Here is a 25,628-nt window from a genome sequence, read left to right on the forward strand (position 1 = left end):
AACGGACACCTCCTGTGACTGAACCAATGACTGACGCACCTCTGCCCGCCTGGCCGCGGGTCTCCGAGCGAGTGCGCGACCTGCACGCGCGGATGACCTTGGAGGAGAAGCTCGCCCAGATCGTGGGCTACTGGCTCGACCGTGGCGGCGACGTCGTCGCGCCGATGGCCAACGAGATGAGTCGCGACATCGATGGCGACGGCCGGCGCCTCTCCGAGATCACCGCCCACGGCCTGGGCCACTACACCCGGGTGTACGGCACCCGGCCGGTCGATCCCGCCGAGCGCGCCGCATGGCTGTGGGAGGAGCAGAGACGCCTGGTCTCGCAGACCCGGCTGGGGATCCCGGCGCTGGTCCACGAGGAGTGTCTCACCGGGCTGGCGGCCTGGCAGGCCGCGACCTTCCCGACGCCGCTGGCCTGGGGAGCGAGCTTCGATCCCGAGGCCGTGGAGGAGATGGCACGGATGATCGGCGCCGACATGCGTGCCCTCGGTGTGCACCAGGGGCTCGCCCCGGTGCTCGACGTGATCCGCGACGCGCGCTGGGGCCGCTGCGAGGAGGCCATCGGCGAGGACCCGTATCTCGTCGGGACGGTCGCGACCGCGTACGTCCGCGGGCTGCAGTCCGCCGGCGTGCATGCCACGCTGAAGCACTTCGTCGCCTACTCGGGCTCGCGGGCCGGCCGCAACCATGCGCCCGTCTCCGCGGGACCCCGTGAGATCGCCGACATCTATCTGCCGCCGTTCGAGATGGCGGTGCTGGATGGTGGAGCGAGGTCGGTGATGGCGTCCTACAACGACATCGACGGGGTGCCGCAGCACTCCTCGGTCGAGCACCTCACCACCCTGCTGCGCGAGACCTGGGGCTTCGACGGGGTCGTGGTCGCGGACTACTTCGGCGTGGCGTTCCTCGCGGTGATGCACGCCATCGCCGCCGACCGCGGGCGGGCCGCGGCGCTGGCCCTGGAGGCCGGTGTCGACGTGGAGCTGCCCAGCGGGGATGCCTATCTCGAGCCGCTCGCGGCGCTGATCCGCTCCGGGGAGGTCTCCGAGTCGCTCGTCGACCGGGCCGTGCTCCGGGCGCTGGCTCAGAAGGAGGAGCTCGGCCTGCTCGACTCGTCGTTCGTGGCGGGTCTGGAGGAGGGAGCGCCGGAGTCGATCGACCTGGACTCCCCGGCCCACCGCGCGCTGGCACGCCGGCTGGCCGAGGAGTCGGTGGTCCTGCTCAGCAACGACGGCGTGCTCCCGCTCGCGGGTGGCGCCGGCAAGGTGGCGGTCATCGGCCCCAACGCTGATCGTGCCGAAGCGCTGATGGGCTGCTACTCCTTCGTCAACCACGTGATGGCGAGCTATCCCGACGAGCCGTTCGGCATCGAGCTGCCCACGATCGCCGAGGCGATCCAAGCCGAGCTCGGCGGTGCCTCGGTCGAGGTCGTGACCGGATGTGACGTCGAGGGCTCGGACCGCTCCGGTTTCCCGGCCGCCGTCTCGGCGGCCGCCGAGGCCGATGTGGCGATCGTCGTCGTCGGCGACCAGGCCGGACTCTTCGGCCGCGGCACCGTGGGGGAGGGGAACGACTCCGAGTCCCTCGACCTTCCCGGGGTCCAGCGCGAGCTCGTCACCGAGATCGTCGCGACCGGGACACCGGTCGTGCTCGTGGTCGTCACCGGCAGGCCGTACGCCATCGGCTGGGCGCTCGAGGACGAGACTCGTCCCGCGGCCGTGCTGCAGGCGTTCTTCCCCGGCGAGGAGGGCGGGGCGGCGCTGGCCCGCATCGTCTCGGGCGCGGTCAACCCGTCGGGCCGGCTTCCGGTCTCGCTGCCGCGGGTCTCCGGCACCCAGCCCTACAGCTACCTGCAGCCCCTCCTGGGTGGCCCCTCGGAGGTCACCGCCACCGACCCGACGCCGGCACGGCCGTTCGGCTTCGGCCTCTCCTACACCACCTTCGGCCACAGCGGGCTCTCGGCAGACCGCTCGGTCGCGGCCGGTGGCACCTTCGAGGTGGAGGTGACGGTCACCAACCTCGGCGACGTCGCCGGGGTGGACGTGGTCCAGCTCTACGGCCGAGATCTGCTGGCCTCGGTGGTCCGGCCGGTCTCGCAGCTGCTCGGCTATCAGCGGGTCGCGCTGGAGCCGGGCGAGTCGGCGGTGGTGCGCTTCGAGGTGCCCACGACGCGGCTCGCCTTCACCGACCGGAGCCTCACCCGCGTCGTCGAGCCCGGCGACGTCGAGGTCTGGGTGGCCGCCTCGGCCGGCGAGAAGGTGGCGACCGCGGTCGCCGAGGGCATCGCCGAGCTCTCCGAGGTCGAGGCCGCCTCGGCCACCGCCGAGTCGGGCAGTGACAAGGTGCTGGTCACGATCACCGGAGACGTCCACCGCGTCGGCGCCGCCGACCGCCGGATCACGACGGCGACCGTCTCTCGCTAGTGGTGCCTCAGGGGCGGCGGGCGAGGTAGGCCGCGGGGTCGCCGATCACGCGGCGTACGACCGTGCCGGCCGCCCCACGCACCGCTGCGTCGCTGCCGAGGCCGGAGACCAGCAGCGGCGGCGGGGCGGTGGCGCCGGTGTGGCGACCGATCGAGGCCTCGGTCGCGGTGACGAGCCACGGCGCGAGGGTGGCGAACGCGCCACCCAGCACGATCGCGGCGGGGTCGAGGAGGGTGAGGACCGAGGCGAGCGCGACCCCGAGGTGACGGCCGGCGTCGGTGACCGCATCCAGGGCGGCCCGGTCGCCGGCCTCGCAGGCCTGGGTGAGGTCGGCCATCGTCGCCACCTCGGCCCGGGCGAGGATCTCCTGCTGCCCGGCCATCCGTTCCAGGCAGCCGTGACCGCCGCAGGCGCACCGCGGGCCGTCGGGGGCGACGATGACGTGGCCGAGCTCGCCGGCACCGGCGTGCGCTCCTCGGAAGACCTCGCCTCCGACCACGATGCCGCCACCGATGCCGATCTCGCCGGAGACGTGCACGAAGTCGCGCAGGGGCGCGCCCTCCTGCTCGTGACCGCCGAACCACATCTCGCCGAGAGCCGCGAGGTTGGCCTCGTTCTCCAGCTCGACGTCGAGCCCGGTCGCCTCGCCGACCGCGTCGGCGAGGTCGACCCGCGGCCAGCGCAGGTTGGGAGTGCGTACGACGGTGCCGTCGACGGCCAGGCCGGGCACCGCCACGCACGCCCCGGCCAGCGGCAGACCCTGGGCGGCGGCGCTGGCGGCGGCGGTGCGGGCCACCTCGACGAGGTCGGCGACGACCTCGTCGACCTCGCGGTCGCGGTTGTCGCGGCGTACGACATGGTGGTAGCGCGGCGCGCCGGTCAGATCCGTCACCATCGCGGCCAGGTAGTCGACGTTGATCTCCAGACCGAGGCCGGCGGTGCCTCCGGGAGCGAGGCTGAGCGCCGTGGCCGGCCGGCCGCGCTCGGTCGCGGCCGGGCCGCTCTCGCCGATCAGGCCGGCGGAGATCAGATCCGTCACCAGTCCGGAGACCGACGACTTCGTCAGGCCGGTGCGCGCCGCGACCCGGGCTCGGGAGACCGGACCGGTGCGGGCGACCTCGCCGAGCACGAGCGCGAGGTTGCTCGCCCGCATCCCGGCATGTTGGGCAGGCTCACTTCGGACCGTCATGGATGGGATTAGACCAAGTTATGAACTTGAGGTCAACCAGGCGACTTTTCCGCTCACAACCGGTTGACAATGTGACGGCCATCGCGTTTCATCGGAGTTACATAGTCCGAGTTGTGAACTAAAGTGAGGAAGCAAGGCCATGACGGAGTACACCCCCACCCCGGACGACAAGTTCACCTTCGGTCTGTGGACCGTGGGCTGGAACGGCCAGGACGTCTTCGGGTCGGCGAGCCGGCCACACCTCGACGTCGCGCACTCGGTCCACAAGCTGGCCGAGCTGGGTGCCTACGGCATCACCTTCCACGACAACGACGTCTTCGCGATCGACGCGAGCGACGCCGAGCGCCAGGCGGAGATCGACAAGCTGAAGGCGGCGCTGGACGAGACCGGCCTCAAGGTGCCGATGGCCACGACCAACCTCTTCGGCCACCCCGTCTTCCGTGACGGCGGGTTCACCTCCAACGACCGCGAGGTGCGCCGCTACGCGATCGCCAAGGTCGCGCGCAACATCGACCTCGCCGCGGAGCTCGGGGCCACGACGTACGTCATGTGGGGTGGCCGCGAGGGTGCGGAGTCCCACGCCGCGAAGGACATCGCGGCGGCGCTGGACCGATACCGCGAGGCGGTCAACCTGCTCGGCGACTACGTGACCGAGCAGGGCTACGACATCCGGTTCGCCATCGAGCCGAAGCCCAACGAGCCGCGCGGCGACATCCTGCTGCCGACCATCGGCCACGCCCTCGCCTTCATCAACAGCCTCGACCGCGCCGAGATGGTCGGCCTCAACCCGGAGGTCGGTCACGAGGAGATGGCGGGGCTCAACTTCGCCTCCGGCGTCGCCCAGGCGCTGTGGCACGGCAAGCTCTTCCACATCGACCTCAACGGCCAGCACGGGCCGCGCTTCGACCAGGACCTCCGCTTCGGCGCCGGCAACCTGCGCGGCGCGTTCAACCTGGTCGACCTGCTGGAGACCAAGGGCTACGAAGGCCCGCGCCACTTCGACTTCAAGCCGCCGCGCACCGAGGACGAGGAGGGCGTGTGGGCCTCCGCCGCGGGCTGTATGCGCAACTACCTCGTCCTGCGCGAGCGCGCCGCGGCGTTCCGGGCGGACCCGGAGGTCAAGGCCGCGCTCGAGGCCTCGCAGGTCGCGGAGCTGTCCGTGCCGACCCTCGCCGAGGGTGAGACGCTCGAGGACATCCGCAAGGCGACCTACGACATCGAGGCGCTGGACCACGGCTACGCGTTCGAGCACCTCGACCAGCTGGCCATGGACCACCTGCTCGGGCTTCGTTAGGTTGCAGGGCATGTCGCTCGTCGCTGGGGTCGACTCCTCGACCCAGTCATGCAAGGTCGTCGTCCGCGACGCGGAGACCGGGGTGCTGGTGCGCTCCGGCTCCGCGCCCCACCCCGAGGGCACGGAGGTGGACCCGGCGGCGTGGTGGACCGCGCTCCAGGCAGCTGCCGAGGCAGCCGGTGGGCTCGACGACGTCGCCGCGGTCTCCGTCGGCGGGCAGCAGCACGGCATGGTGTGCCTGGACGAGGCCGGAGAGGTCGTACGTCCCGCGCTGCTGTGGAACGACACCCGCTCGGCCGGCGCGGCCGCCGCGCTCAACACCGAGCTGGGTGCCGCGGCCTGGGCCGAGGCGGTCGGCTCGGTGCAGGTGGCCAGCTTCACGGCCACCAAGCTGCGCTGGCTGGCCGAGCACGAACCAGACGCCGCGGCCCGGGTCGCGGCCGTCTGCCTGCCCCACGACTGGCTGACCTGGAAGCTCGCCGGTGCGCCGGGGCTGGCGGCTCTGCGCACCGACCGGAGCGACGCCAGCGGCACCGGCTACTACTCCGCGGTGACCGGCGAATACCGTCGCGACCTGCTCAAGCGCGCCCTCGGGCGCGACGATGTCGTCCTGCCGGAGGTGCTCGCGCCGTCGGCGTCGGCGGGACGTACGTCCTCGGGGGCGCTCCTCGGCCCCGGCTGTGGCGACAACGCCGGCGCGGCGCTGGGCGTGGGCGCGCGGCCCGGCGACGTGGTCGTCTCCATCGGCACCTCCGGCGTCGCCTGCGCGGTCTCGGAGACGCCGACCTCGGACGCGTTGGGGACGGTGGCCGGCTTCGCCGACGCCACCGGCCGCTACCTGCCGCTGGTCGCCACCCTCAATGCCGCCCGGGTCCTCGACGCCACCACCCGCCTGCTCGGGGTGAGCCACGAGGAGCTCTCCCGGCTGGCGCTCTCGGCGCCCTCGGGCTCCGGCGGTCTCGTACTCGTGCCCTATCTCGAGGGCGAGCGCACCCCGGACCGTCCGTCGGCCCGGGGCGTGATCCACGGACTCACCCTCGCCACCGCCGAGCCCGCCCACCTGGCGCGTGCGGCCGTCGAGGGCCTGCTGTGCGGTCTCGCCGACGGCATCGACGCGCTCAAGGCGCAGGGTGTCGCGGTCAACCGCGTCCTCCTCGTCGGCGGCGGCGCCCGCTCCGAGGCCGTACGCCACCTGGCCCCCGTCGTCCTCGGCCACCCCGTCCTCGTCCCCGAGCCGGGGGAGTACGTCGCCGACGGCGCCGCCCGCCAGGCCGCCTGGACCCTCCTCGGCGGCGACGAGCCGCCGTCCTGGGAGCTCGCCGGCACCGAGACGTACGAGGCCGACCCCGACCCCGCCGTCCGCGCCCGCTACGCCGAGGTCCGGGACCTGACCGAAGGCACCTAGCCGAGACTGCAGAAGTGGTGGCCGAGTCCGCACTTCCTGCGTGCCGAGTCTGCAGAAATGGTGGCCGAGTCGGTCGTTGTGGCGACCACGGGATCGCCACAACGACCGACTCGCCCCCCACAAGTAACGATTCGGCGCGCCACAAGTGAAGTCTCGGCCACCATTTCTACCGATTCGGCGTGCACAACGACCGTTTCGGCAGTTTCCGATAGCGTGGCCGCGCCATGTTGGATCACATCAAAGGCTTCGTCCAGGGAGTCGTCCTCGCGCCCATCGTCCGGCTGTTCATCGCACTGAAGATCAGCCCCGACGCCGTCACGCTCGTCGGCACCCTCGGGGTTGCGGTCGGGGCGCTGGCGTTCTACCCGCGCGGCGAGCTGCTGGCCGGCACGATCTTCATCACCTGCTTCGTCTTCAGCGACCTGATCGACGGGGCGATGGCGCGCGCCGTCGGACGCTCCTCGAAGTTCGGCGCCTTCTGGGACTCCACCCTCGACCGGATCGGCGACGGGGCGGTCTTCGGCGGCCTGGCGCTCTACTTCGCCGGACCGGGCGACTCCGACCTCTACCTCGCGCTGACCCTGTGGTGCGTGGTGATGGGTGCCGTCACCTCCTACGCCCGCGCCCGCGCGGAGTCGCTGGGATTCACCGCCAACGTCGGCATCGCCGAGCGCGCCGACCGTCTCGTCCTGGTCCTGGTGCTGACCGGCTTCGCCGGCATCTTCTCCCTCGACCTGCTCATCTACATCGCGCTGTGGATCCTCGCCGTCGCCTCGACCATCACCGTCGGGCAGCGCGTCTGGACCGTGCGCAGGCAGGCCCTCGCCGAGGAGGCCGCCTCGTGACCAAGCCGACCGCCGCGGACGTACGTCTGGCGGCCGAGCTCGTCCGTGGCGCCGGCGCGCTGGCCGCCAAGATGCGCAGCGCGGGCATCGGCGACTCGATCGAGACCAAGACCTCGGTCTCCGACCTGGTCACCGCCGCCGACAAGGCCGCCGAGAAGGCGATCGTCGACCGGCTCGCGTCCGAGCACCCCGGTGACGGCGTCCTGGGCGAGGAGGGCTCGGCCCGCGAGTCGACCACCGGCCGGGTGTGGACCATCGACCCGGTCGACGGCACCTACAACTTCGTCCGCGGCCTCGACTGGTGGTGCTCGGCGCTGGCGCTGACCGACGGGGCCCCAGGAGACGTGAACAGTCTCGTCCTGGGCGCCGTCTACTCGCCGGCCGAGGACGCGGTCTACGTGGGTGGACCCGAGCTGCCCACCACCCGCAACGGGGTCCGGCTCGACGCGGTGCTCGACACGCCGCTCGCCCTGGCCTGCCTGACGACCTACCTCCACCCGGCCAAGCTGAGGCACCCCGTGGGCGAGGCCTACGTCCGTGTCGCGAGCCAGGCCGCCTCCATCCGGATCCTCGGGTCGGGGTCGATGGACCTCACCGCCATCGCCCAGGGCAAGCTCCACCTCTTCTGCCAGCACTCCGTTCCCGACTGGGACCGGCTCCCCGGTGCCGCTCTCGTCCTGGGCGCTGGTGGCACCACCGCACAGGTCGAGGCGGGCGGCGTCCTCTGGTCCCTGGCCGGCGCCCCGGCCGCGGTGGCCGAAGCGGTGGAAGCACTGGCGTCCTGAGTGGCCTCGTAGCAGTCCACTTCGGCAACAGTGGCCTGACCAGGCCTTTCCGAGGGTGGCGTACGTCCGATCCCGACTTACGATCGCACCATGGCAACAAGCACGAATGAGACGACCGGAGCGAGTTCGAGCGGCGAGCTTGCTCGTCCGCTCGCGACGAGCGAGGGAGTAACCGCGCGAAGCGCGGAGACGGGAACCTCGCGCGTCAAGCGCGGGATGGCGGAGATGCTCAAGGGCGGCGTGATCATGGACGTGGTCACCCCCGAGCAGGCGAAGATCGCCGAGGACGCCGGGGCGGTGGCGGTGATGGCGCTCGAGCGCGTCCCGGCCGACATCCGCGCTCAGGGCGGCGTGAGCCGCATGTCCGACCCCGACATGATCGACGGCATCATCGAGGCCGTCTCCATCCCGGTCATGGCCAAGGCCCGCATCGGCCACTTCGCCGAGGCGCAGGTGCTGCAGTCCCTGGGCGTCGACTACATCGACGAGTCCGAGGTGCTGACCCCGGCCGACTACGAGAACCACATCGACAAGTGGTCCTACACCGTGCCGTTCGTGTGCGGCGCGACCAACCTCGGCGAGGCGCTGCGCCGCATCACCGAGGGTGCGGCGATGATCCGCTCCAAGGGCGAGGCCGGCACCGGCGACGTCTCCAACGCGGTCACCCACATGCGTACGATCCGTCGCGAGATCCGCCGGCTCGGCGCGCTCGCCGACGACGAGCTCTACGTGGCGGCCAAGGATCTCCAGGCCCCCTACGAGCTCGTCAAGGAGGTCGCCGAGAACGGCAAACTCCCCGTGGTCCTGTTCACCGCCGGCGGCATCGCGACCCCGGCCGACGCCGCGATGATGATGCAGCTCGGCGCCGAGGGCGTCTTCGTCGGCTCCGGCATCTTCAAGTCCGGCAACCCGGCCCAGCGCGCCGAGGCGATCGTCAAGGCGACCACCTTCCACGACGACCCCGACGTCATCGCCAAGGTCTCCCGCGGTCTCGGCGAGGCGATGGTCGGCATCAACGTCGACGAGCCCGCCCGGTCGATCCAGTTCGCGGAGCGCGGCTGGTGACCACGGTCGGCGTACTCGCCCTCCAGGGCGACGTCCGCGAGCACCTCGCCGCCCTCGACCGGCTGGGGGTGAAGGGCACCTCCGTGCGGCGGAGGGAGGAGCTCGACGCGTGCGACGCTCTCGTCATCCCCGGCGGCGAGTCGACGGCGATGTGGCGCCTGGCTCGTACGTTCGAGCTTCTCGACCCGCTCCGCGAGCGGGTCCGCACCGGGATGTCGGCACTCGGCACCTGTGCGGGCATGGTGCTCCTGGCCGACCGCCTCCTCGACGGGGCGGAAGGCCAGGAGACCATCGGCGGGCTCGACATGACGGTGCGGCGCAACGCCTTCGGGCGGCAGACCGAGTCGTTCGAGACCGACCTGGAGGTCACCGGCCTCGACGGCACGGTCCACGGCGTCTTCATCCGGGCGCCCTGGGTCGAGGAGATCGGCGACGGTGTCGAGGTGCTGGCGAGCGTCGAGGGTCACCCCGTCGCCGTACGTCAGAACCAGCTGATGGCCACCAGCTTCCACCCCGAGGTCAACGCCGACGACCGGCTGCACCGGCTGTTCCTGGACACCTGCTGCTGACGGTGCGGCACGCCACGTAGTTAAGATGGGGGTCTGCTGCCCTGTGACCCGAAAAGACAACGGAGCCGGTGGCGGCTCGACAAGCAGAGACGACGACGTGGGGCAAAGGACGGTTCAACGATGAGCGGCCACTCAAAGTGGGCAACGACCAAGCACAAGAAGGCGGCGATCGACGCCAAGCGCGGCAAGCTCTTCGCCAAGCTCATCAAGACGATCGAGATCGCGGCCAAGACCGGCGGTCCCGACCCGGCCGGAAACCCGACGCTCTACGACGCCATCCAGAAGGCCAAGAAGCAGTCGGTCCCCAACGACAACATCGACCGCGCGGTCAAGCGCGGCGGTGGGCTCGACGGCGGCGGCGTCAGCTACGACACGATCATGTACGAGGTCTACGGCCCCCAGGGGGTCGCTCTCCTCATCGAGTGTCTGACCGACAACCGCAACCGGGCGGCCATGGAGGTCCGCACCGCGGTCACCCGCAACGGCGGCACCATGGCCGACCCGGGCTCGGTCTCGCGCCTCTTCGACCGCAAGGGCGTCGTCGTGGTGGCCAAGGCGCAGGAGGGGAAGACGGTCACCGAGGACGATCTGCTCGAGGCCACCCTCGACGCGGGTGCCGAGGACGTCAACGACCTCGGTGAGTCCTTCGAGATCGTCTCCGACCCCTCCGACGTGGTCGCGGTCCGCACCGCGCTCCAGGACGCGGGGATCGACTACGACTCCGCCGAGGTCCAGTTCGTCGCGAGCATGGACATCCCGGTCGCCGACGCCTCGTCGGCCGAGAAGGTCTTCAAGCTCATCGACGCCGTCGACGACCTCGACGACGTGCAGAACGTCTTCTCCAACGCCGACGTCCCCGACGAGGTCATGGAGACCGTCGACGCCTGATCGCTGCGCTGGTCGAGCTGCGAGCTGGGCCGTACGGCTCATTCTCGGACCGGATGCTGGGTACCCGGAAGGTCACGAACCGCCACGAGGGCCGGTTCGCACCGGAAGGAGTACACGATGGGATACGGCGTAGGAGCGATTCTGCTCGTCGTCGGACTTGTCCTGGCGTTGGCTGTGCACGTCTCGGTCAGCGGGGTCGATCTGACCCTGATCGGCTGGATCCTGGCCGCTGTCGGAGCCGTGGTGCTGATCCTGACCGCAGTGACCCTGAACACCGGCGGTCGCTCACGCACGGTCGCGCGGCGGAGGCACGCCGACGGTACGGAGACCGTCGAGGAGCGACGCACCGACACCCTGTGAGCACGAAGGCCTCGACCTCGGGACCTCCGAGCACGTTGCATCCTCTTGGATGAGGGTGTCGCGAGCCCGGAGGCAGCAGCCGACCGGTAGTCTGCGAACAGACGTTCGACACCCGGCCAGCTCGGTCGTTGTGGAAGAGGTGCTCCAGTGCGCGTGCTTGGGATCGACCCCGGCCTGACCCGGTGCGGGATGGGCGTGGTCGACGGCTCGCTGGGCCGCCCGCTGTCGATGGTGGACGTCGGCGTGATCCGCACCTCCTCGGACCTTCCCGTCTGGGAGCGGCTGGTGAGCATCGAGAAGGGGATCGACGCCTGGATCGAGGAGCACCGGCCCGATGCGGTCGCGATCGAGCGGATCTTCGCGCGCTCGAACGTCTCCACGATCATGGGTACGGCACAGGCCAGCGGTCTGGCCATGGTCTGTGCCGCCCGGCGTGGTCTCCCGGTCGCCCTGCACACCCCGTCCGAGGTCAAGGCCGCCGTCTCCGGCAACGGCCGCGCCGACAAGGCCCAGGTGACCGCGATGGTGACCCGGATCTTGCGGCTCCCGACCCCGCCGAAGCCCGCCGACGCCGCCGATGCGCTCGCGCTGGCCATCACCCACCAGTGGCGCGGAGGCGCCCAGAACCGCATCGAAGCCGCGGTGGCCGCGGCCGGGAAGCGCTCAACAGATGTGCTCAACAGAAGGGTCCCGTAGATGATCGCGTCCGTGCGCGGCAAGGTCGCCGCCGTCAGTCTCTCCACCGCCGTCGTCGAGGTCGGCGGCATCGGTATCGAGCTGCTCTGCACGCCCAACACCCTGGCGACGCTCCGCACCGGCGAGGAGGCGCACCTACCGACGAGCCTGGTCGTGCGCGAGGACTCGCTGACCCTCTTCGGGTTCACCGACACCGACGAGCGCACGCTCTTCGAGCTTCTCCAGACCGCCTCCGGCGTCGGCCCGAAGCTCGCCCAGGCGATGCTCGCGGTCCTCTCGCCCGACGGCATCCGGCTGGCCATCTCGACCGAGGACGCCAAGACGCTGACCAAGGTCCCCGGCATCGGTCAGAAGGGCGCCCAGCGGGTGATCCTGGAGCTCAAGGACCGGATCGGCGCGCCCACGGGCACCGCCTCGGCCCCCGCGGCCGTCCAGTCGGGCGCGGCGCCGTGGCGCGACCAGGTCACCGAGGCCCTCATCGGCCTGGGCTACAACGCCCGCGACGCCGACAAGGCGGTCACCGCGATCGAGCCCGAGGCCGGCGACCAGGCCAACATCTCGCTGTTGCTGCGGGCCGCCCTGCGCACCCTTTCGAAGGCATAAGGACCCATGCACGAGGACGACCTGACCGCAGCCGAGGAGGACTCCCGCTTTGATGGGTACAGCTCCTCGCTCACCATCGCCGAGGCCGACGGGGACGACCGGGCGGTCGAGGCCGCGCTGCGCCCCAAGAGCCTCGACGAGCTGATCGGCCAGCAACGCGTCCGCGAGCAGCTCAGTCTCGTCCTGGAGGCGGCTCGGCAGCGTGAGCGAGCACCTGACCACGTACTCCTGTCCGGGCCTCCTGGCCTCGGCAAGACCACCCTCGCGATGATCATCGCCGCCGAGATGTCGGCGCCGCTGCGGATCACCTCCGGCCCCGCGATCACCCACGCCGGCGACCTCGCCGCCATCCTGAGCGGGCTCAACGAGGGCGAGGTGCTCTTCGTCGACGAGATCCACCGGATGAGCCGCCCCGCCGAGGAGATGCTCTACCTGGCGATGGAGGACTTCCGGGTCGACGTCGTCATCGGCAAGGGCCCGGGTGCGACCGCGATCCCGATCGACCTGCCGCCGTTCACGCTGGTCGGCGCGACCACCCGGGCCGGCCTCCTCCCGGGCCCGCTGCGGGACAGGTTCGGGTTCACCGGTCATCTGGAGCTCTACGACCCACAAGACCTCGAGCTGATCGTGCGCCGCTCCGCGGGCCTGCTCGACGTCACCCTCCGCGACGACGGCGCCGCCGAGATCGCCGGCCGCTCCCGGGGCACCCCACGCATCGCCAACCGCCTGCTGCGCCGCGTACGCGACTATGCCCAGGTCAAGGCCGACGGCACGGTCACCCAGCAGGTCGCCCAGAAGGCGCTCGACCTCTACGAGGTCGATCCGCTCGGTCTGGACCGCCTCGACCTGGCCGTCCTCGACGCCCTGTGCCGCCGCTTCGGCGGCGGTCCGGTCGGCATCTCCACCCTCGCCGTCGCGGTGGGGGAGGAGCGCGAGACGGTCGAGGAGGTCGCCGAGCCCTTCCTCGTACGCAGCGGCTTCCTGGCCCGTACGCCACGGGGCCGCGTCGCGACGCCGGCGGCATGGGAGCACCTCGGGCTGCCCGTGCCGGCCAGCGCCGAGGCGGCGGCGTGGTCCAGAGACACGCTCTGGGATGAGGCCTGATTCACAGTCCCAACCAGGTGCCTGGTTAGACTTGCACGTCGCCGTGCGTCTGCCGGCCACCACTCAGACTGTCGGAGCCGAACCCCCGTGGAATTCCTTCCTTTTATCGTCATCATCGTCCTGTTCTACTTCCTGTTGATCAGGCCGCAGCAGAAGCGTGCGAAGGAGGCTCGAGAGCTCCAGCTCAACCTCCAGCCGGGTGACCGGGTGATGCTGACCGCTGGGCTCTTCGGCACCGTGACCGAGGTCGAGGAGACCACGACCAACATCAAGGTCGAGATCGCCGACGGCGTCGTCATCCAGGTCGTGCGCCAGGCCGTGGCCCAGAAGGTCGCGCCCGCCGACGACTCCGACGACGAGGCCGGCGAGGAGACCGAGGTCGAGGCTGCGGCCGACGAGACCTCCGCCGATGCCGAGAACGTCATCGTGGACCTCGACAAGAAGGACTGACCGAACTCATGGCACGCAAGACCGCGCGCCCAGGGCGGACACTCGCACTGCTCTTCCTGGCGATCGCGATCATGTTCGGCGGCATCGCGTTCGCCGGCACCTGGAAGCCCGAGCTGGGCCTCGACCTCCGTGGCGGCACCGAGATCTCGATGACCGCCGAGAACTCCGAGGGCGGTTCGGTCCCGAAGGAGAGCCTCGACGAGGCCAAGGCGATCATCGACCAGCGCGTCAACGGGTCCGGCATCACCGGCGGCCGGGTGACCACCGAGGGCAACGACGTCATCAAGGTCTCCATCCCCGGCACCGGCAAGGTGCAGCAGGAGACCGCCGAGCGCGTGCGCCAGACCGCGAAGCTCCGCTTCCGACTGGTCGCCTGCAGCCTGCAGACGCAGTGTGGCACCGGCGCCGACGCCGGCGGCTCGATGATCGAGGACCCCTCGACCGGCACCGTCCCCGGCACGTCGCCGCGGGCGCCGTTCGGTGGCGAGACCGCCAGCGCGACCGAGACCGCGAGCGCGTCCGACAAGGCCTCTGACAAGGCGTCGGAGAAGGCCGAGCCGAGCGCCAGCCCGTCGGCCTCCGCGAGCGCCGAGCCCGAGAAGCAGAACGACAACGCGGTCGTGAAGGTCGACGACGCGGTCAAGTTCATGCGCAACGTGCCGCAGGAGTGGGCGAGCGCCTACAACTCCTTCAGCTGCCCCGCCCCGGGCGCCGAGCCGGCCGAGGACATCCCCGGCAAGCCGCTGCTGACCTGCGACAACGACGGCGTTCCCTACCTGCTGACCCCGGCGGTTATCGAGGGCACCGAGATCGACGAGGCCTCCTACGGCATCCCGCAGCAGCAGGCCAACTACGTCGTGACGCTCGACTTCAAGTCCAAGGGCAACAAGGTCTTCGCCGACACCACCGGCGCGATCGCCGGCACCGGCGAGCAGTTCGCGATCGTCCTGGACGCCAAGGTCATCTCCGCCCCGACCGCGGACTCGCGGATCAGCGGCGGCGCCCAGATCAGCGGCGACTTCACCCAGGAGAGCGCCGCCGCGCTGGCCAACAACCTGAAGTACGGCTCGCTGCCGCTCGACTTCCCCGACGACGGCATCCAGACCCGGGTCATCGGCCCGACGCTGGCCGGCAACCAGCTCACCGCCGGTCTGTGGGCCGGTCTGGTCGGGCTGATCCTCGTGGTGATCTACTCGATCATCTACTACCGCGGCATGAGCATCGTGGTGATCGGGTCGCTGGCCGTGGCCGGTGCTGCGACGTACGGCATGATCCTGCTGCTCAGCGAGACCGCGGGCGTCACGCTCGACCTGCCCGGTGTGGCCGGTCTGATCGTGGGTATCGGCATCACCGCCGACTCGTTCATCATCCTCTACGAGAGGATGCGTGACGACATGCGTGAGGGCCGCTCCATGCGGGTGGCCGTCGACACCGCGTGGCCGCGGGCACGAAACACGTGTCTGGCCTCCGACGGCGTCTCGTTCCTGGCCGCGTTCGTGCTCTACGTCTTCGCGACCAACGAGGTCAAGGGCTTCGCGTTCATGCTCGGCCTGACCACGGTCATCGACGTGCTGGTGTTCTTCTGGTTCACCCACCCGATGACCAAGCTCATGGCCGGCTGGGGCTTCTACAACAAGGGCCACGTCCTCTCGGGCATGGACAAGCGTGCGATCGGCATGATGCCCGCCTCGGGCACCACTCTGGCTGGAGGCAAGGCCTGATGAGCAAGTTCTCTTTCTCGCGGCTCGGCAAGGAGCTCTACACCGGCGAGAAGTCGTTCGACTTCGTCGGGAAGCGCAAGATCTGGTACGCCGCGTCGATCGTGCTGCTCGCAGTCATCGTCGGCGGGATGTTCCTCAGGCCGCTCAACCTCGGTATCGACTTCACCGGCGGTACGCGTTACACCGTCTCGGTCGACGGTGCCGACCAGAAGCTGGCCGACGAGCTGCGCGGAGTCATCGGTGACACCGAGGTGGACGAGGCCGACAGCGCCACGGTGCGTACGGCCGGATCCGACTCCATCGTCATCGAGACCGAGGCGATCCCGGACGGGTCCGAGGACGACCAGGCGATGATCAAGGCGATCACCGAGACCGCCGACGTGCCCGAGGACGACATCTCCCGCACCGGCATCGGACCGAGCTGGGGTGAACGGGTCGCCACCAAGGCCGGCCTCGCGCTGGGCATCTTCCTGCTGGGCGTGATCGCGTTCATCTGGATCTACTTCAAGGAATGGAAGATGTCGGTCGCGGCCGTCGTGGCCCTGGCGCACGACGTGCTCCTGACCGTCGGCGTCTACGCGATCGTCGGCTTCGAGGTGACGCCCGCGACGGTGACCGGGTTCCTGACGATCCTCGGTTACTCGCTCTACGACACCGTGGTGGTCTTCGACAAGGTCAAGGAGAACACCCGCAACCTGGGCCTGAAGAAGCAGACGTACGCCCAGGCCGCCAACCTGGCGGTCAACCAGACCCTGGTGCGCTCGATCAACACCTCGATCGTCGGTCTGCTGCCGGTCGTCGCGATCCTCTACGTCAGCGCCGTCCAGCTCGGCACGTCCTCGCTCAAGGACATCTCGCTGGTGCTGTTCGTCGGTATGGCCGTCGGCACCTACTCCTCGATCTTCATCGCCACGCCGATGCTGGTGCACCTGAAGTCGGGCGAGAAGGACATCGTCGACGCCGAGAAGCGGGCCGCCGCGCGGATGAAGGAAGCCGACAAGTACGCCGCGGTCCCGGTCTTCGACGAGGGCATGGCCGTCGCCGAGGAGGAGCCGGACGAGCTCCGCGAGTCCTCCTCCGAGGACCTGCACGAGGCCGGCGTCAGCCGGGTCACCAGCCCCAACAGCTCCGCGCTGGGACGAGGGCGCAACGTACCCTCCGCGCACCGCGAGGTGAGCGACAGCGGCGCCGCCGGGCGCCCGCAGCCCAAGCGCGAGTCGAGGTCGAAGCGCAAGTGAGTCTCTCCGAGACGGCCGCCGGCGGCCGGTCGCTCGAGGAAACCCTCGAGCGGCTGGTCGCCGACGTCCCCGACTTCCCGGAGCCGGGCGTCGGGTTCAAGGACATCACCCCGCTGCTCGCCGACCACGCCGGCTTCACCCAGGTGGTCGAGGCGCTCGCCGCCCCGGCGCGCGACGCCGACGGCACCGTGACCGTCACCAAGGTGCTCGGCATGGAGTCGCGCGGGTTCATCCTCGGCGCTCCCGCCGCCCTGCAACTCGGCGTCGGCTTCGTGCCCGTACGCAAGGCCGGCAAGCTCCCGCGCGAGACCCACGCGGTCTCCTACTCGCTGGAGTACGGCGAGGCCACCCTGGAGATCCACACCGACGCGGTCGCGCCGGGGGAGCGGGTGCTGGTCATCGACGACGTCCTGGCCACCGGCGGCACCGCGGCCGCCACCATCGAGCTCGTCGAGCGCTGCGGCGGCATCGTCGCGGGCGTCTCGGTGCTGCTCGAGCTCGGCTTCCTCGACCCGCGCAGCAAGCTGCCGGACACGCAGGTGCACTCGCTCCTGGTCAGTTGACAGGTCCAGTATGCAGGTGTCGTCCTAGCCAATGCTCCGGGTACGGCCGGTAGACTCTGGCTATGGCAGAGGATCGCATCGTCGCGCAGCCTCGTGCGCACAACATCGAGGCGCGGGAGAGCAGTGGCCCGGCCCCGTCGGGCCGCAGCGTGCGTGCGCGTCTGGCCCGGATCGGCGGGCGCGGCGCTCCGGGCAATCCTGTCCTCGAGCCGCTGTTCCGGGCGGTCAGGTCCAACCACCCGAAGGCCGACCTGGCCCTTCTGGAGCGGGCCTACGTCACCGCCGAGCGCCTGCACGGCACCCAGATGCGCAAGAGCGGCGATCCCTACATCACCCACCCGCTCGCGGTGACCACGATCCTCGCCGAGCTCGGCATGACCGAGCCGACCCTCGTCGCGGCCCTGCTGCACGACACCGTCGAGGACACGCCCTACACGCTCAAGGAGCTCACCCGCGACTTCGGTGAGGAGGTCGCCCACCTCGTCGACGGCGTCACCAAGCTCGACAAGGTCACCTACGGTGACTCGGCGCAGGCCGAGACGATCCGCAAGATGGTCGTGGCGATGTCGCGTGACATCCGGGTGCTCGTGATCAAGCTGGCCGACCGCCTGCACAACATGCGTACGCTGCGCTACGTCCCCCAAAAGTCGCAGGAGCGGTCGGCTCGCGAGACGCTCGACATCTACGCGCCCCTGGCCCACCGGCTCGGCATGAATACCATCAAGTTCGAGCTGGAGGACCTCGCCTTCGCGACCCTCTACCCGAAGATGTACGACGAGCTCGTCCGCCTCGTCGCCGACCGCAATCCGTCGCGGGAGAAGTTCCTGGCGCAGGTCATCGACCAGGTCGAGCGTGACCTGCACGACGCCCGGATCAAGGCGACCGTCACCGGGCGCCCGAAGCACTACTACTCGATCTACCAGAAGATGATCGTCGGCGGTAAGGACTTCTCCGACATCAACGACCTGGTCGGCATCCGGATCCTGGTCGAGGACGAGCGCGACTGCTACTCCGTACTCGGCATCCTGCACTCGCGGTGGAACCCTGTCCTCGGGCGGTTCAAGGACTACATCGCGATGCCGAAGTTCAACATGTACCAGTCGCTGCACACCACCGTGATCGGCCCGCAGGGCAAGCCGGTCGAGCTGCAGATCCGCACCTTCGCGATGCACCGCCGCGCCGAGTTCGGCGTCGCCGCGCACTGGAAGTACAAGGAGGACGGCCGCAACGGTGTCGATACCGACCGGCCGATGGACAACGACATGAGCTGGGTCAAGCAGCTCATGGACTGGCAGTCGGAGGTCAACGACCCCGGTGAGTTCCTGGAGTCGCTGCGCTTCGAGATGAAGCGCACCGAGGTCTACGTCTTCACGCCCAAGGGCGACGTGATCGCGCTGCCGGCCGACGCGACCCCTGTCGATTTCGCCTACGCCGTCCACACCGAGGTCGGAAACAAGACCATCGGCGCCCGGGTCAACGGCCGGCTGGTGCCGCTGGAGTCGACCCTGGAGAGCGGCGACGTCGTCGAGGTCTTCACCTCCAAGTCACCCAACGCCGGCCCGTCGAAGGACTGGACCTCCTTCGTCAAGTCCAACCGGGCCAAGGCGAAGATCCGGCAGTGGTACACGCGCGAGCGTCGCGACGAGGCCATCGAGAAGGGCCAGGACGCGATCGCGCGACTCATGCGCAAGGAGGGCCTGCCCCTCAAGCGGCTGATGTCGCGCGAGTCGCTCATGCTCGCCGCCGACCACTTCGATCTCGCCGACGTCGAGGCGCTCTACGCCGCGGTCGGTGAGAGCCACCTCTCCGCGCAGGCGGTCGTACGCCGGGTCATCGAGGACCATGGCGGCGACGATGGCGCTGCCGAGGACCTCGCCGAGGCCATCAACGTCGGCCGCAGGCGCCACGGCAAGGTCTCGACCGCCAACTCCGACGCCGGCGTGATCGTCAAGGGGTCCCCGGACGTCTGGGTCAAGCTCGCCAAGTGCTGCACCCCGGTGCCCGGCGACGACATCCTCGGTTTCGTCACCAAGGGCGGGGGAGTCTCGGTCCACCGCACCGACTGCACCAACGCCGCCGAGCTCCGCTCCCACCCCGAGCGGCTGCTCGAGGTCGAGTGGGGTTCCACCTCCAACTCGGTCTTCCTGGTCAACATCCAGGTCGAGGCGCTCGACCGGGCCCGGCTCCTCTCGGACATCACGATGGCGCTCTCCGACGCCCACGTGAACATCCTCAGTGCCCAGCTCACCACCACCCGCGACCGCGTCGCGAAGTCCCGGTTCTCCTTCGAGATGGCCGACTCCAAACACCTGGACACCGTCTTGAAGCAGGTACGCACCGTCCCCGGCGTCTTCGACGCCTACCGCGTCACCCAGTAGAAGGAGACGGCATGCTCTTCTGGATCCTCATCATCGGTGGCGTACTCCTCCTCGCCGGCCTGGTTTGGAGGAACGCCGGCAAGCCTCCGTCGGGCGTCGACTCCGAGGCCGTGCGTAACGCCAAGCGCGACAACAACGCCAAGGGCGACTACTTCGGCGGCATCTGACTCACGCCGAGTCGGCGCGAACTGACGACGTAGCACGCCGAGTCGGCTCGCCGTGACGAGCCGACTCGGCGTCGAGGCTCAGGAGAAGTCGGCGCTGGCGCGCTTGGCCATCTCCAGGAACTGACGACGGGACTCGAGGTTCTCCTCGAGGCTCTTGATCTTGCGGGCGTCACCCGAGGCCTGGGCCTTGTCGAGGTCCTTCTCGACCTGGGCGATGGCGTCCTCGAGCTTGGCGATCATGTCGTCGGCACGCGCGGACTTCTCCGGGTCGGACTTGCGCCACTGGTCGTCCTCGGCGGACTTGATGGCCTGCTCGACCTTGCGCATCGCACCCTCGAGCTCCTTGATGCGGTCGCGCGGGACCTTGCCGGCCTCGTCCCAGCGGTCGGCGATGTCGCGGAAGGAGCGCTTGACGCCGTCGAGGTCGTCGCCCTTCTCCAGTTGCGGGAGGAGCGCCTGCGCCTCGGCGAGGAGCCCTTCCTTGACCACGGCGTTCTGCGCGAACTCGGCGTCGAGCGCCGCGTTGGCGGCGTCACGGGCACCGAAGAAGACGTCCTGGGCGGCCCGGAACTGCTTCCAGAGCTTGTCGTCGACGTCCTTGGGCGCGGGCCCGGCGGCCTTCCAGTCGCGCATCAGGTCGCGGTAGCGGCCGGCGGTGGGGCCCCAGTCGGTGGAGGAGGAGAGCTGCTCGGCCTCGGCGATGATCCGCTCCTTGATCACCTTGGCGTCCTCACGCCGGGCGTTGAGCTCGGCGAAGTGGGCCTTGCGGCGGCGCGTGTAAGCCGTACGCGCGGTCGAGAAGCGCCGCCACAGCGCGTCGTCGGACCCGCGGTCGATGCGGGGGAGCGCCTTCCACTGGTCGAGCAGCTCACGCAGCCGGTTGGCACCGTTGCGCCAGTCGTTGCTCTGGGCCAGCTTCTCGGCCTCGGTGACGAGGGCCTCCTTGGCGACCTTCGCCTCGGCCGCCTTCGCGGCCCGTTCGGCCTTGCGGGCCTCGCGCTGGGTGGCGATGACCGGCGCCAGTGCCTCCAGCCGCGCCACCAGCGAGGCGAGGTCGCCGACCGCGTTGGCATCGGTCACCTTCTCGACGACGGTCTTGACCGCCGCGGTCGCCTCGTCGGGCGACGTCTTGCCCGCATGCACCCGCCGCTCGAGCTGCTCGACCTCGAAGGCGAGCTGGTCGAACCGGTTGGTGAAGAAGGCAAGCGCCTCCTCTGGCGTGCCTTCCGGGTATTGCCCCACGGAACGCTCGCCGTCTGCGGTCTTCACGTAGACCGTTCCGTCTTCCTCGACCCGACCCCACTGCTCGCTGGTCACAATGTCCCTACTCTTCGCATGAGGCGCTAACCTCTTATGAAATCTCCCCCGCCGGACACCGTGCTCGTCACAGTCCCGGTCGGCTCAACTTGCAGGTCCCCGTGGTGTCCCGACACACCTCGGGATGCCCATCGTAGTCAGACGCCACGATGCGGCGCTGCACTGTACCGCTGGATAGGGTGTTTCTCGTGTTGATCGCAGGCTTTCCCGCCGGTCCGTGGGGCACCAACTGCTACGTCGCCGCCACCGGTCCGGGCACCGAGTGCGTCGTGATCGACCCCGGGAAGGACGCCGCGAAGGGGATCGAGGAGATCGTCCGCGAGCAGCGCCTCAAGCCGGTCGCGGTGCTCCTCACCCACGGCCACGTCGACCACATGTGGTCCGTGACCCCGGTGAGCAGGACGTACGACGCCACTGCCTGGATCCATCCCAACGACCGTCACCTCCTCGCCGACCCGCTCCAGGGCATCTCGCCGGAGTCGGCGCGGATGCTGCTGGGAATGCCGGAGGGGAGCTACGACTTCGTGGAGCCCGACGACGTCCGCGAGCTGAGCGACGGGCAGGCCATCGACCTGGCCGGGATGAGCTTCCTGATCGACCATACGCCCGGGCATACCGAGGGGTCGGTCACCTTCCGGACTCCTTACCCCGACCACGCCGAGGTCAGTGACGTGATGTTCTCCGGCGACCTGCTCTTCGCGGGCAGCATCGGGCGTACGGACCTTCCTGGCGGTGACCACGCCACGATGCTGCAGTCCTTGACCACCAAGGTGCTGCCCCTCGCCGACGACATCGTGGTGCTCCCCGGGCATGGCGAGCAGACCTCCATCGGTCGCGAGCGCGCGACGAACCCCTTCCTTCAGGACCTGATCACCACACCATGAACAAGCCAACACCCCTCTCCGGGTTCCCGGAGTTCCTGCCGAGCCAGCGCACCGTCGAGCGCGAGGTCATCGAGACCTTGAGCCGCACCTTCGAGCTGCACGGCTTCGGCAACATCGAGACCCGCGCCGTCGAGCCGATGGACCAGCTGCTGCGCAAGGGCGACACCAGCAAAGAGGTCTACGTCCTCAAGCGGCTCCAGGAGCAGGACGACTCGCGAGACAAAGGGATGGGGCTCCACTTCGACCTCACCGTCCCTTTCGCCCGCTACGTGCTCGAGAACGCCGGCAAGCTGGAGTTCCCCTTCCGCCGCTACCAGATCCAGAAGGTCTGGCGAGGCGAGCGCCCGCAGGAGGGCCGCTTCCGTGAGTTCGCGCAGGCCGACATCGACATCGTCGGGCGCGACACGCTGCCGTTCCACCACGACGTCGAGGTCGCCCGGGTCATGCTCGAGGCGCTCGGCAAGCTGACCTTCCTTCCCGGGTTCACTCTCCAGGTCAACAACCGCAAGCTGATCCAGGGCTTCTACGCCGGCCTCGGCGCCCCCGACCTCGAGGAGACCATGCGGCTCATCGACAAGCTCGACAAGATGCCGGCCGACGAGGTCGGCAAGCTGCTGGTCTCCGAGGCGGGGCTGAGCGACGAGCAGGCCGCCAAGTGCCTCGAGCTCGCCACGATCACCGCCACCGACGACTCCTTCGTCGAGAAGGTCCGTGGCCTCGGTGTCGAGAGCGAGCTGCTCGACGAGGGCCTGTCCGAGCTGGCCACGCTGGTCAACGCCACCGCACCCCTCAACACCGAGTCCGTACGCGTCGTGGCCGACCTGAGCATCGCCAGGGGCCTGGACTACTACACCGGCACCGTCTTCGAGACCCGCCTCGACGGCTACGAGTCGCTGGGCAGCATCTGCTCCGGTGGCCGCTACGACGCCCTCGCCAGCGATGGCAGGACCACCTACCCGGGCGTCGGGATCTCGCTCGGCGTCAGCCGCGTCCTGGTGCCGCTCGTGCAGAAGGGCGTGCTCGACGGGGACCGCAAGGTCCCGAGCACCGTGTTGGTCGCGGTCGCCGACGAGGAGAGCCGCGCGAGCGCCGATGAGGCGGCCCAGGCCCTGCGCGCCCACAATGTTGCCTGCGAGGTCTCGCCCAACGCCGCCAAGTTCGGCAAGCAGATCCGCTTCGCGGAGCGCCGCGGCATCCCGTACGTCCTCTTCGCCACCGAAGGCGGCTACGAGATCAAGGACATCCGCACCGGCGACCAGGTTCCGGCCGACCCGGCCACCTGGACGCCTCAGAACGAGAGCGACCTGAAGCCCCAGGTCGTCGCGAACACCGAGGAGAAGAAGTGATCCGCACCCACGACGCCGGCACCCTGCGTGCCGAGCACGTCGGCCAGACCGTGACCCTCGCCGGCTGGGTAGGCCGCCGACGCGATCACGGCGGGGTCGCGTTCCTCGATCTGCGTGAGGCCAGCGGCGTGGTCCAGGTCGTCGTCCGCGACGAGGAGATCGCCCACCACCTGCGCAACGAATACTGCATCAAGGTCACCGGCGAGGTCGTCGCGCGCACGGAGGAGAACCGCAACCCCAACCTCGCCACCGGCGAGATCGAGGTCGTCGCGAAGGACCTCGAGGTCCTCTCCGCCGCCGCGGCCCTCCCGTTCCCGATCGACGACCACGTCGAGGTCGGCGAGGACGTCCGCTACAAGCACCGCTACCTCGACCTGCGCCGCACCGGGCCCGGCAACGCGATCCGCCTGCGGTCGAAGGCCAACAAGGCGGCCCGCGACGTGCTCGCGGCCCACGACTTCGTCGAGATCGAGACCCCGACGCTGACCCGCTCGACCCCCGAGGGCGCGCGCGACTTCCTGGTGCCGGCGCGGCTGCAGCCCGGCTCCTGGTACGCCCTGCCGCAGTCCCCGCAGCTGTTCAAGCAGCTGCTCATGGTCGGCGGCATGGAGCGCTACTACCAGATCGCCCGCGCCTACCGTGACGAGGACTTCCGCGCCGACCGGCAGCCGGAGTTCACCCAGCTCGACATCGAGATGAGCTTCGTCGAGCAGGACGACGTGATCGCGCTCGGCGAGGAGATCGTCGCGGCGCTGTGGAAGCTGATCGGCTACGACGTACCCCTCCCGCTGCCGCGGATGACCTACGCCGACGCGATGGCGAAGTACGGCTCGGACAAGCCCGACCTGCGCTTCGGTATCGAGATCACCGAGTGCACCGACTACTTCTCCGAGACGACGTTCCGCGTCTTCCAGGCGCCCTACGTCGGTGCCGTGGTGATGCCGGGCGGCGCCAGCCAGCCGCGGCGCCAGCTCGACGGTTGGCAGGACTGGGCCAAGCAGCGCGGCGCCAAGGGTCTGGCGTACGTCCTGGTCCAGGAGGACGGCTCGCTGACCGGCCCGGTCGCCAAGAACCTCTCCGAGACCGAGGCCGCCGGCCTGGCCGCTCACGTCGGCGCCAACCCCGGCGACTGCATCTTCTTCGCGGCCGGTTCCCCCAAGTCGAGCCGTTCCCTGCTCGGTGCCGCCCGCCTGGAGATCGGCAACCGCCTCCACCTCCGCAAGGACGGCGAGTGGAGCTTCCTGTGGGTCGTCGACGCGCCGCTGCTCGAGCCCGCCTCCGAGGCGGTCGAGTGCGGTGACGTCGCGGTCGGCGCGGGGGAGTGGACCGCGGTCCACCACGCCTTCACCAGCCCGCAGGACGTCGAGGCCTTCGACAAGGACCCCGGCAACGCGGTCGCCTGGGCCTACGACATCGTCTGCAACGGCAACGAGATCGGCGGCGGCTCGATCCGTATCCACCGCGAGGACGTCCAGAAGCGGGTCTTCGACCTGATGGGGATCGGCGAGGAGGAGGCCGAGGAGAAGTTCGGCTTCCTGCTCGAGGCGTTCAAGTTCGGCGCCCCGCCCCACGGGGGCATCGCGTTCGGCTGGGACCGCGTCGTCGCCCTGCTGGCCGGCACCGACTCGATCCGCGACGTGATCGCCTTCCCGAAGACGGGTGCCGGCTACGACCCGCTCACCGCCGCCCCGGCGCCGATCACTCCCGAGCAGCGCAAGGAGGCCGGCGTCGACGCGAAGCCGACGTCGCCGGAATCCGAGTAGGCCCACGTACGAGATTCTCTCGGATGGAAACGGTCCTCGGTCCTCGGCAGATGCACTTGCCGAGGACCGAGGACTCGTCGGGACCCGCGACTACTTGCTGAACCTGAACCAGTAGTTGTGCTTCCCCAACCATCCGCCGCCCGGCACGTTGCGGTTGTTCCACTCGTCGTGAACCTCCCAGCGCTGACTTCCCCTGGGGTTGGTCACGGTCTTCGAGAACGTGCATGACTTTGTGTTCCAGCAGTTCTTCACACCGGTCGTGACCCAGCCGGGCCGCTGGATCGTGACGCCGTGGTAGATCTCGGCGACGACTTGCTCGCAGCGCACCCTGATCGAGATCTTGAGCTTCCCGGCCGCGGGTACGGACGTGCTGTAGGACGCGCCGCACCCTGCGGGGTTCGGTGGAATGGGTGCCGCCTGGGCAGGCGAGGTGGACATCGGTCCTGCGACCAGCGTACCGGCGGCGATCGACGCGCTCGCCAGCAGCGGCAGGAGCATGCGGGACATTCGAAGCATCTTTCCTCCATGTTCGACGTTTGGGCCTTGCTCACTAGATTCAAAGCAAGGTGAGC

At 69.8% G+C, this 25,628-nt stretch carries 24 protein-coding genes; 21 read left to right on the forward strand and 3 right to left on the reverse strand.

The features are described from left to right. Positions 1-26: 26 nt before the first annotated feature. Positions 27-2,426 (forward strand): beta-glucosidase family protein, encoded by a 2,400-nt coding sequence (locus tag OG984_RS03835; RefSeq protein ID WP_328530327.1) that lies wholly within the window; start codon positions 27-29, stop codon positions 2,424-2,426. Positions 2,427-2,433: 7 nt separating this feature from the next. Here OG984_RS03835 and OG984_RS03840 read toward each other — a convergent pair whose 3' ends face one another. Next, entirely contained in the window at positions 2,434-3,615 is a 1,182-nt protein-coding gene (locus OG984_RS03840) for an ROK family transcriptional regulator (RefSeq protein ID WP_328530328.1), read from the reverse strand. 139 nt (positions 3,616-3,754) lie between these two features. On the opposite strand from OG984_RS03840, the gene xylA reads away from it, so the two are divergent. From xylA to OG984_RS03925, 17 genes are all read left to right on the forward strand, one after another. Next, positions 3,755-4,909, forward strand: a complete 1,155-nt coding sequence (gene xylA / locus OG984_RS03845; protein ID WP_328530329.1) for a xylose isomerase — start codon at positions 3,755-3,757, stop codon at positions 4,907-4,909. A 10-nt stretch (positions 4,910-4,919) separates the two neighbouring features. Further along, positions 4,920-6,314 carry a xylulokinase gene (gene xylB / locus OG984_RS03850; RefSeq protein WP_328530330.1) on the forward strand — a complete coding sequence of 465 codons (1,395 nt, stop codon included), beginning with the start codon at positions 4,920-4,922 and terminating at the stop codon, positions 6,312-6,314. Between the two features lie 224 nt (positions 6,315-6,538). Further along, entirely contained in the window at positions 6,539-7,159 is a 621-nt protein-coding gene (gene pgsA / locus OG984_RS03855) for a phosphatidylinositol phosphate synthase (RefSeq protein WP_328530331.1), read from the forward strand. Next, a complete protein-coding gene (locus OG984_RS03860) occupies positions 7,156-7,944 on the forward strand; it encodes an inositol monophosphatase family protein (protein ID WP_328530332.1) in 789 nt (262 codons plus the stop codon). The genes pgsA and OG984_RS03860 overlap by 4 nt, the downstream gene beginning before the upstream one ends. Before the next feature lie 90 nt (positions 7,945-8,034). After that, complete coding sequence (pdxS, locus tag OG984_RS03865) at positions 8,035-9,009, forward strand: pyridoxal 5'-phosphate synthase lyase subunit PdxS (RefSeq protein WP_328530333.1); 975 nt, start codon at positions 8,035-8,037, stop codon at positions 9,007-9,009. Beyond that, entirely contained in the window at positions 9,006-9,578 is a 573-nt protein-coding gene (gene pdxT / locus OG984_RS03870; protein WP_328530334.1) for a pyridoxal 5'-phosphate synthase glutaminase subunit PdxT, read from the forward strand. The genes pdxS and pdxT overlap by 4 nt, the downstream gene beginning before the upstream one ends. A gap of 120 nt (positions 9,579-9,698) precedes the next feature. Continuing rightward, the gene (locus tag OG984_RS03875) at positions 9,699-10,466 is read left to right on the forward strand and encodes a YebC/PmpR family DNA-binding transcriptional regulator (protein WP_328530335.1); all 768 of its coding nucleotides are present in this window, start codon (positions 9,699-9,701) and stop codon (positions 10,464-10,466) included. Between the two features lie 117 nt (positions 10,467-10,583). Then, on the forward strand, positions 10,584-10,826 hold the full coding sequence (locus OG984_RS03880; protein WP_328530336.1) for a DUF6458 family protein: 243 nt from the start codon (positions 10,584-10,586) through the stop codon (positions 10,824-10,826). A 147-nt stretch (positions 10,827-10,973) separates the two neighbouring features. Beyond that, positions 10,974-11,522 carry a crossover junction endodeoxyribonuclease RuvC gene (gene ruvC / locus OG984_RS03885; RefSeq protein ID WP_328530337.1) on the forward strand — a complete coding sequence of 183 codons (549 nt, stop codon included), beginning with the start codon at positions 10,974-10,976 and terminating at the stop codon, positions 11,520-11,522. Continuing rightward, the gene (ruvA, locus tag OG984_RS03890) at positions 11,523-12,125 is read left to right on the forward strand and encodes a Holliday junction branch migration protein RuvA (protein ID WP_328530338.1); all 603 of its coding nucleotides are present in this window, start codon (positions 11,523-11,525) and stop codon (positions 12,123-12,125) included. A gap of 6 nt (positions 12,126-12,131) precedes the next feature. Further along, positions 12,132-13,229: a Holliday junction branch migration DNA helicase RuvB gene (gene ruvB, locus OG984_RS03895; RefSeq protein WP_328530339.1), complete on the forward strand. Its 1,098-nt coding sequence runs from the start codon at positions 12,132-12,134 to the stop codon at positions 13,227-13,229. An 87-nt stretch (positions 13,230-13,316) separates the two neighbouring features. Beyond that, the gene (gene yajC, locus OG984_RS03900; protein ID WP_328530340.1) at positions 13,317-13,679 is read left to right on the forward strand and encodes a preprotein translocase subunit YajC; all 363 of its coding nucleotides are present in this window, start codon (positions 13,317-13,319) and stop codon (positions 13,677-13,679) included. An 8-nt stretch (positions 13,680-13,687) separates the two neighbouring features. Further along, positions 13,688-15,400, forward strand: coding sequence for a protein translocase subunit SecD (gene secD / locus OG984_RS03905; protein WP_328530341.1), 1,713 nt, complete (start codon positions 13,688-13,690; stop codon positions 15,398-15,400). After that, positions 15,400-16,638, forward strand: coding sequence for a protein translocase subunit SecF (gene secF, locus OG984_RS03910; protein ID WP_328530342.1), 1,239 nt, complete (start codon positions 15,400-15,402; stop codon positions 16,636-16,638). The genes secD and secF overlap by 1 nt, the downstream gene beginning before the upstream one ends. Beyond that, positions 16,635-17,201: an adenine phosphoribosyltransferase gene (locus OG984_RS03915; RefSeq protein WP_328530343.1), complete on the forward strand. Its 567-nt coding sequence runs from the start codon at positions 16,635-16,637 to the stop codon at positions 17,199-17,201. Before secF ends, OG984_RS03915 begins: the two co-directional genes overlap by 4 nt. A 62-nt stretch (positions 17,202-17,263) precedes the next feature. Then, a complete protein-coding gene (locus OG984_RS03920) occupies positions 17,264-19,579 on the forward strand; it encodes a RelA/SpoT family protein (RefSeq protein ID WP_328530344.1) in 2,316 nt (771 codons plus the stop codon). A gap of 11 nt (positions 19,580-19,590) precedes the next feature. Further along, on the forward strand, positions 19,591-19,746 hold the full coding sequence (locus tag OG984_RS03925) for a hypothetical protein (RefSeq protein ID WP_328530345.1): 156 nt from the start codon (positions 19,591-19,593) through the stop codon (positions 19,744-19,746). A 78-nt stretch (positions 19,747-19,824) separates the two neighbouring features. Here OG984_RS03925 and OG984_RS03930 read toward each other — a convergent pair whose 3' ends face one another. Then, on the reverse strand, positions 19,825-21,063 hold the full coding sequence (locus tag OG984_RS03930) for a DUF349 domain-containing protein (protein WP_328530346.1): 1,239 nt from the start codon (positions 21,061-21,063) through the stop codon (positions 19,825-19,827). A 188-nt stretch (positions 21,064-21,251) separates the two neighbouring features. On the opposite strand from OG984_RS03930, the gene OG984_RS03935 reads away from it, so the two are divergent. Genes OG984_RS03935 through aspS form a run of 3 tightly spaced genes read left to right on the forward strand, consistent with a single transcriptional unit; the run spans position 21,252 to position 25,056 of the window. After that, positions 21,252-21,947 (forward strand): MBL fold metallo-hydrolase, encoded by a 696-nt coding sequence (locus tag OG984_RS03935; protein ID WP_008356853.1) that lies wholly within the window; start codon positions 21,252-21,254, stop codon positions 21,945-21,947. Beyond that, a complete protein-coding gene (hisS, locus tag OG984_RS03940) occupies positions 21,944-23,293 on the forward strand; it encodes a histidine--tRNA ligase (RefSeq protein WP_328530347.1) in 1,350 nt (449 codons plus the stop codon). Before OG984_RS03935 ends, hisS begins: the two co-directional genes overlap by 4 nt. Continuing rightward, entirely contained in the window at positions 23,290-25,056 is a 1,767-nt protein-coding gene (aspS, locus tag OG984_RS03945; RefSeq protein ID WP_328530348.1) for an aspartate--tRNA ligase, read from the forward strand. The genes hisS and aspS overlap by 4 nt, the downstream gene beginning before the upstream one ends. Before the next feature lie 90 nt (positions 25,057-25,146). Here aspS and OG984_RS03950 read toward each other — a convergent pair whose 3' ends face one another. Then, the gene (locus tag OG984_RS03950; protein ID WP_328530349.1) at positions 25,147-25,563 is read right to left on the reverse strand and encodes a hypothetical protein; all 417 of its coding nucleotides are present in this window, start codon (positions 25,561-25,563) and stop codon (positions 25,147-25,149) included. Between the last annotated feature and the right edge of the window lie 65 nt (positions 25,564-25,628).

Source organism: Nocardioides sp. NBC_00368, from assembly GCF_036090055.1.
Classification (GTDB): Bacteria; Actinomycetota; Actinomycetes; order Propionibacteriales; family Nocardioidaceae; genus Nocardioides.

What these genes read in the sequence shown, in the direction of transcription:
- OG984_RS03835 (WP_328530327.1), top strand. Translation starts at nt 27, where the DNA reads ATGACTGACGCACCTCTGCCCGCCTGGCCGCGGGTCTCCGAGCGAGTG.
- OG984_RS03840 (WP_328530328.1), bottom strand. Translation starts at nt 3,615, where the DNA reads ATGACGGTCCGAAGTGAGCCTGCCCAACATGCCGGGATGCGGGCGAGC.
- xylA (WP_328530329.1), top strand. Translation starts at nt 3,755, where the DNA reads ATGACGGAGTACACCCCCACCCCGGACGACAAGTTCACCTTCGGTCTG.
- xylB (WP_328530330.1), top strand. Translation starts at nt 4,920, where the DNA reads ATGTCGCTCGTCGCTGGGGTCGACTCCTCGACCCAGTCATGCAAGGTC.
- pgsA (WP_328530331.1), top strand. Translation starts at nt 6,539, where the DNA reads ATGTTGGATCACATCAAAGGCTTCGTCCAGGGAGTCGTCCTCGCGCCC.
- pdxS (WP_328530333.1), top strand. Translation starts at nt 8,035, where the DNA reads ATGGCAACAAGCACGAATGAGACGACCGGAGCGAGTTCGAGCGGCGAG.
- OG984_RS03875 (WP_328530335.1), top strand. Translation starts at nt 9,699, where the DNA reads ATGAGCGGCCACTCAAAGTGGGCAACGACCAAGCACAAGAAGGCGGCG.
- OG984_RS03880 (WP_328530336.1), top strand. Translation starts at nt 10,584, where the DNA reads ATGGGATACGGCGTAGGAGCGATTCTGCTCGTCGTCGGACTTGTCCTG.
- ruvA (WP_328530338.1), top strand. Translation starts at nt 11,523, where the DNA reads ATGATCGCGTCCGTGCGCGGCAAGGTCGCCGCCGTCAGTCTCTCCACC.
- ruvB (WP_328530339.1), top strand. Translation starts at nt 12,132, where the DNA reads ATGCACGAGGACGACCTGACCGCAGCCGAGGAGGACTCCCGCTTTGAT.
- secD (WP_328530341.1), top strand. Translation starts at nt 13,688, where the DNA reads ATGGCACGCAAGACCGCGCGCCCAGGGCGGACACTCGCACTGCTCTTC.
- secF (WP_328530342.1), top strand. Translation starts at nt 15,400, where the DNA reads ATGAGCAAGTTCTCTTTCTCGCGGCTCGGCAAGGAGCTCTACACCGGC.
- OG984_RS03920 (WP_328530344.1), top strand. Translation starts at nt 17,264, where the DNA reads ATGGCAGAGGATCGCATCGTCGCGCAGCCTCGTGCGCACAACATCGAG.
- OG984_RS03925 (WP_328530345.1), top strand. Translation starts at nt 19,591, where the DNA reads ATGCTCTTCTGGATCCTCATCATCGGTGGCGTACTCCTCCTCGCCGGC.
- hisS (WP_328530347.1), top strand. Translation starts at nt 21,944, where the DNA reads ATGAACAAGCCAACACCCCTCTCCGGGTTCCCGGAGTTCCTGCCGAGC.
- OG984_RS03950 (WP_328530349.1), bottom strand. Translation starts at nt 25,563, where the DNA reads ATGTCCCGCATGCTCCTGCCGCTGCTGGCGAGCGCGTCGATCGCCGCC.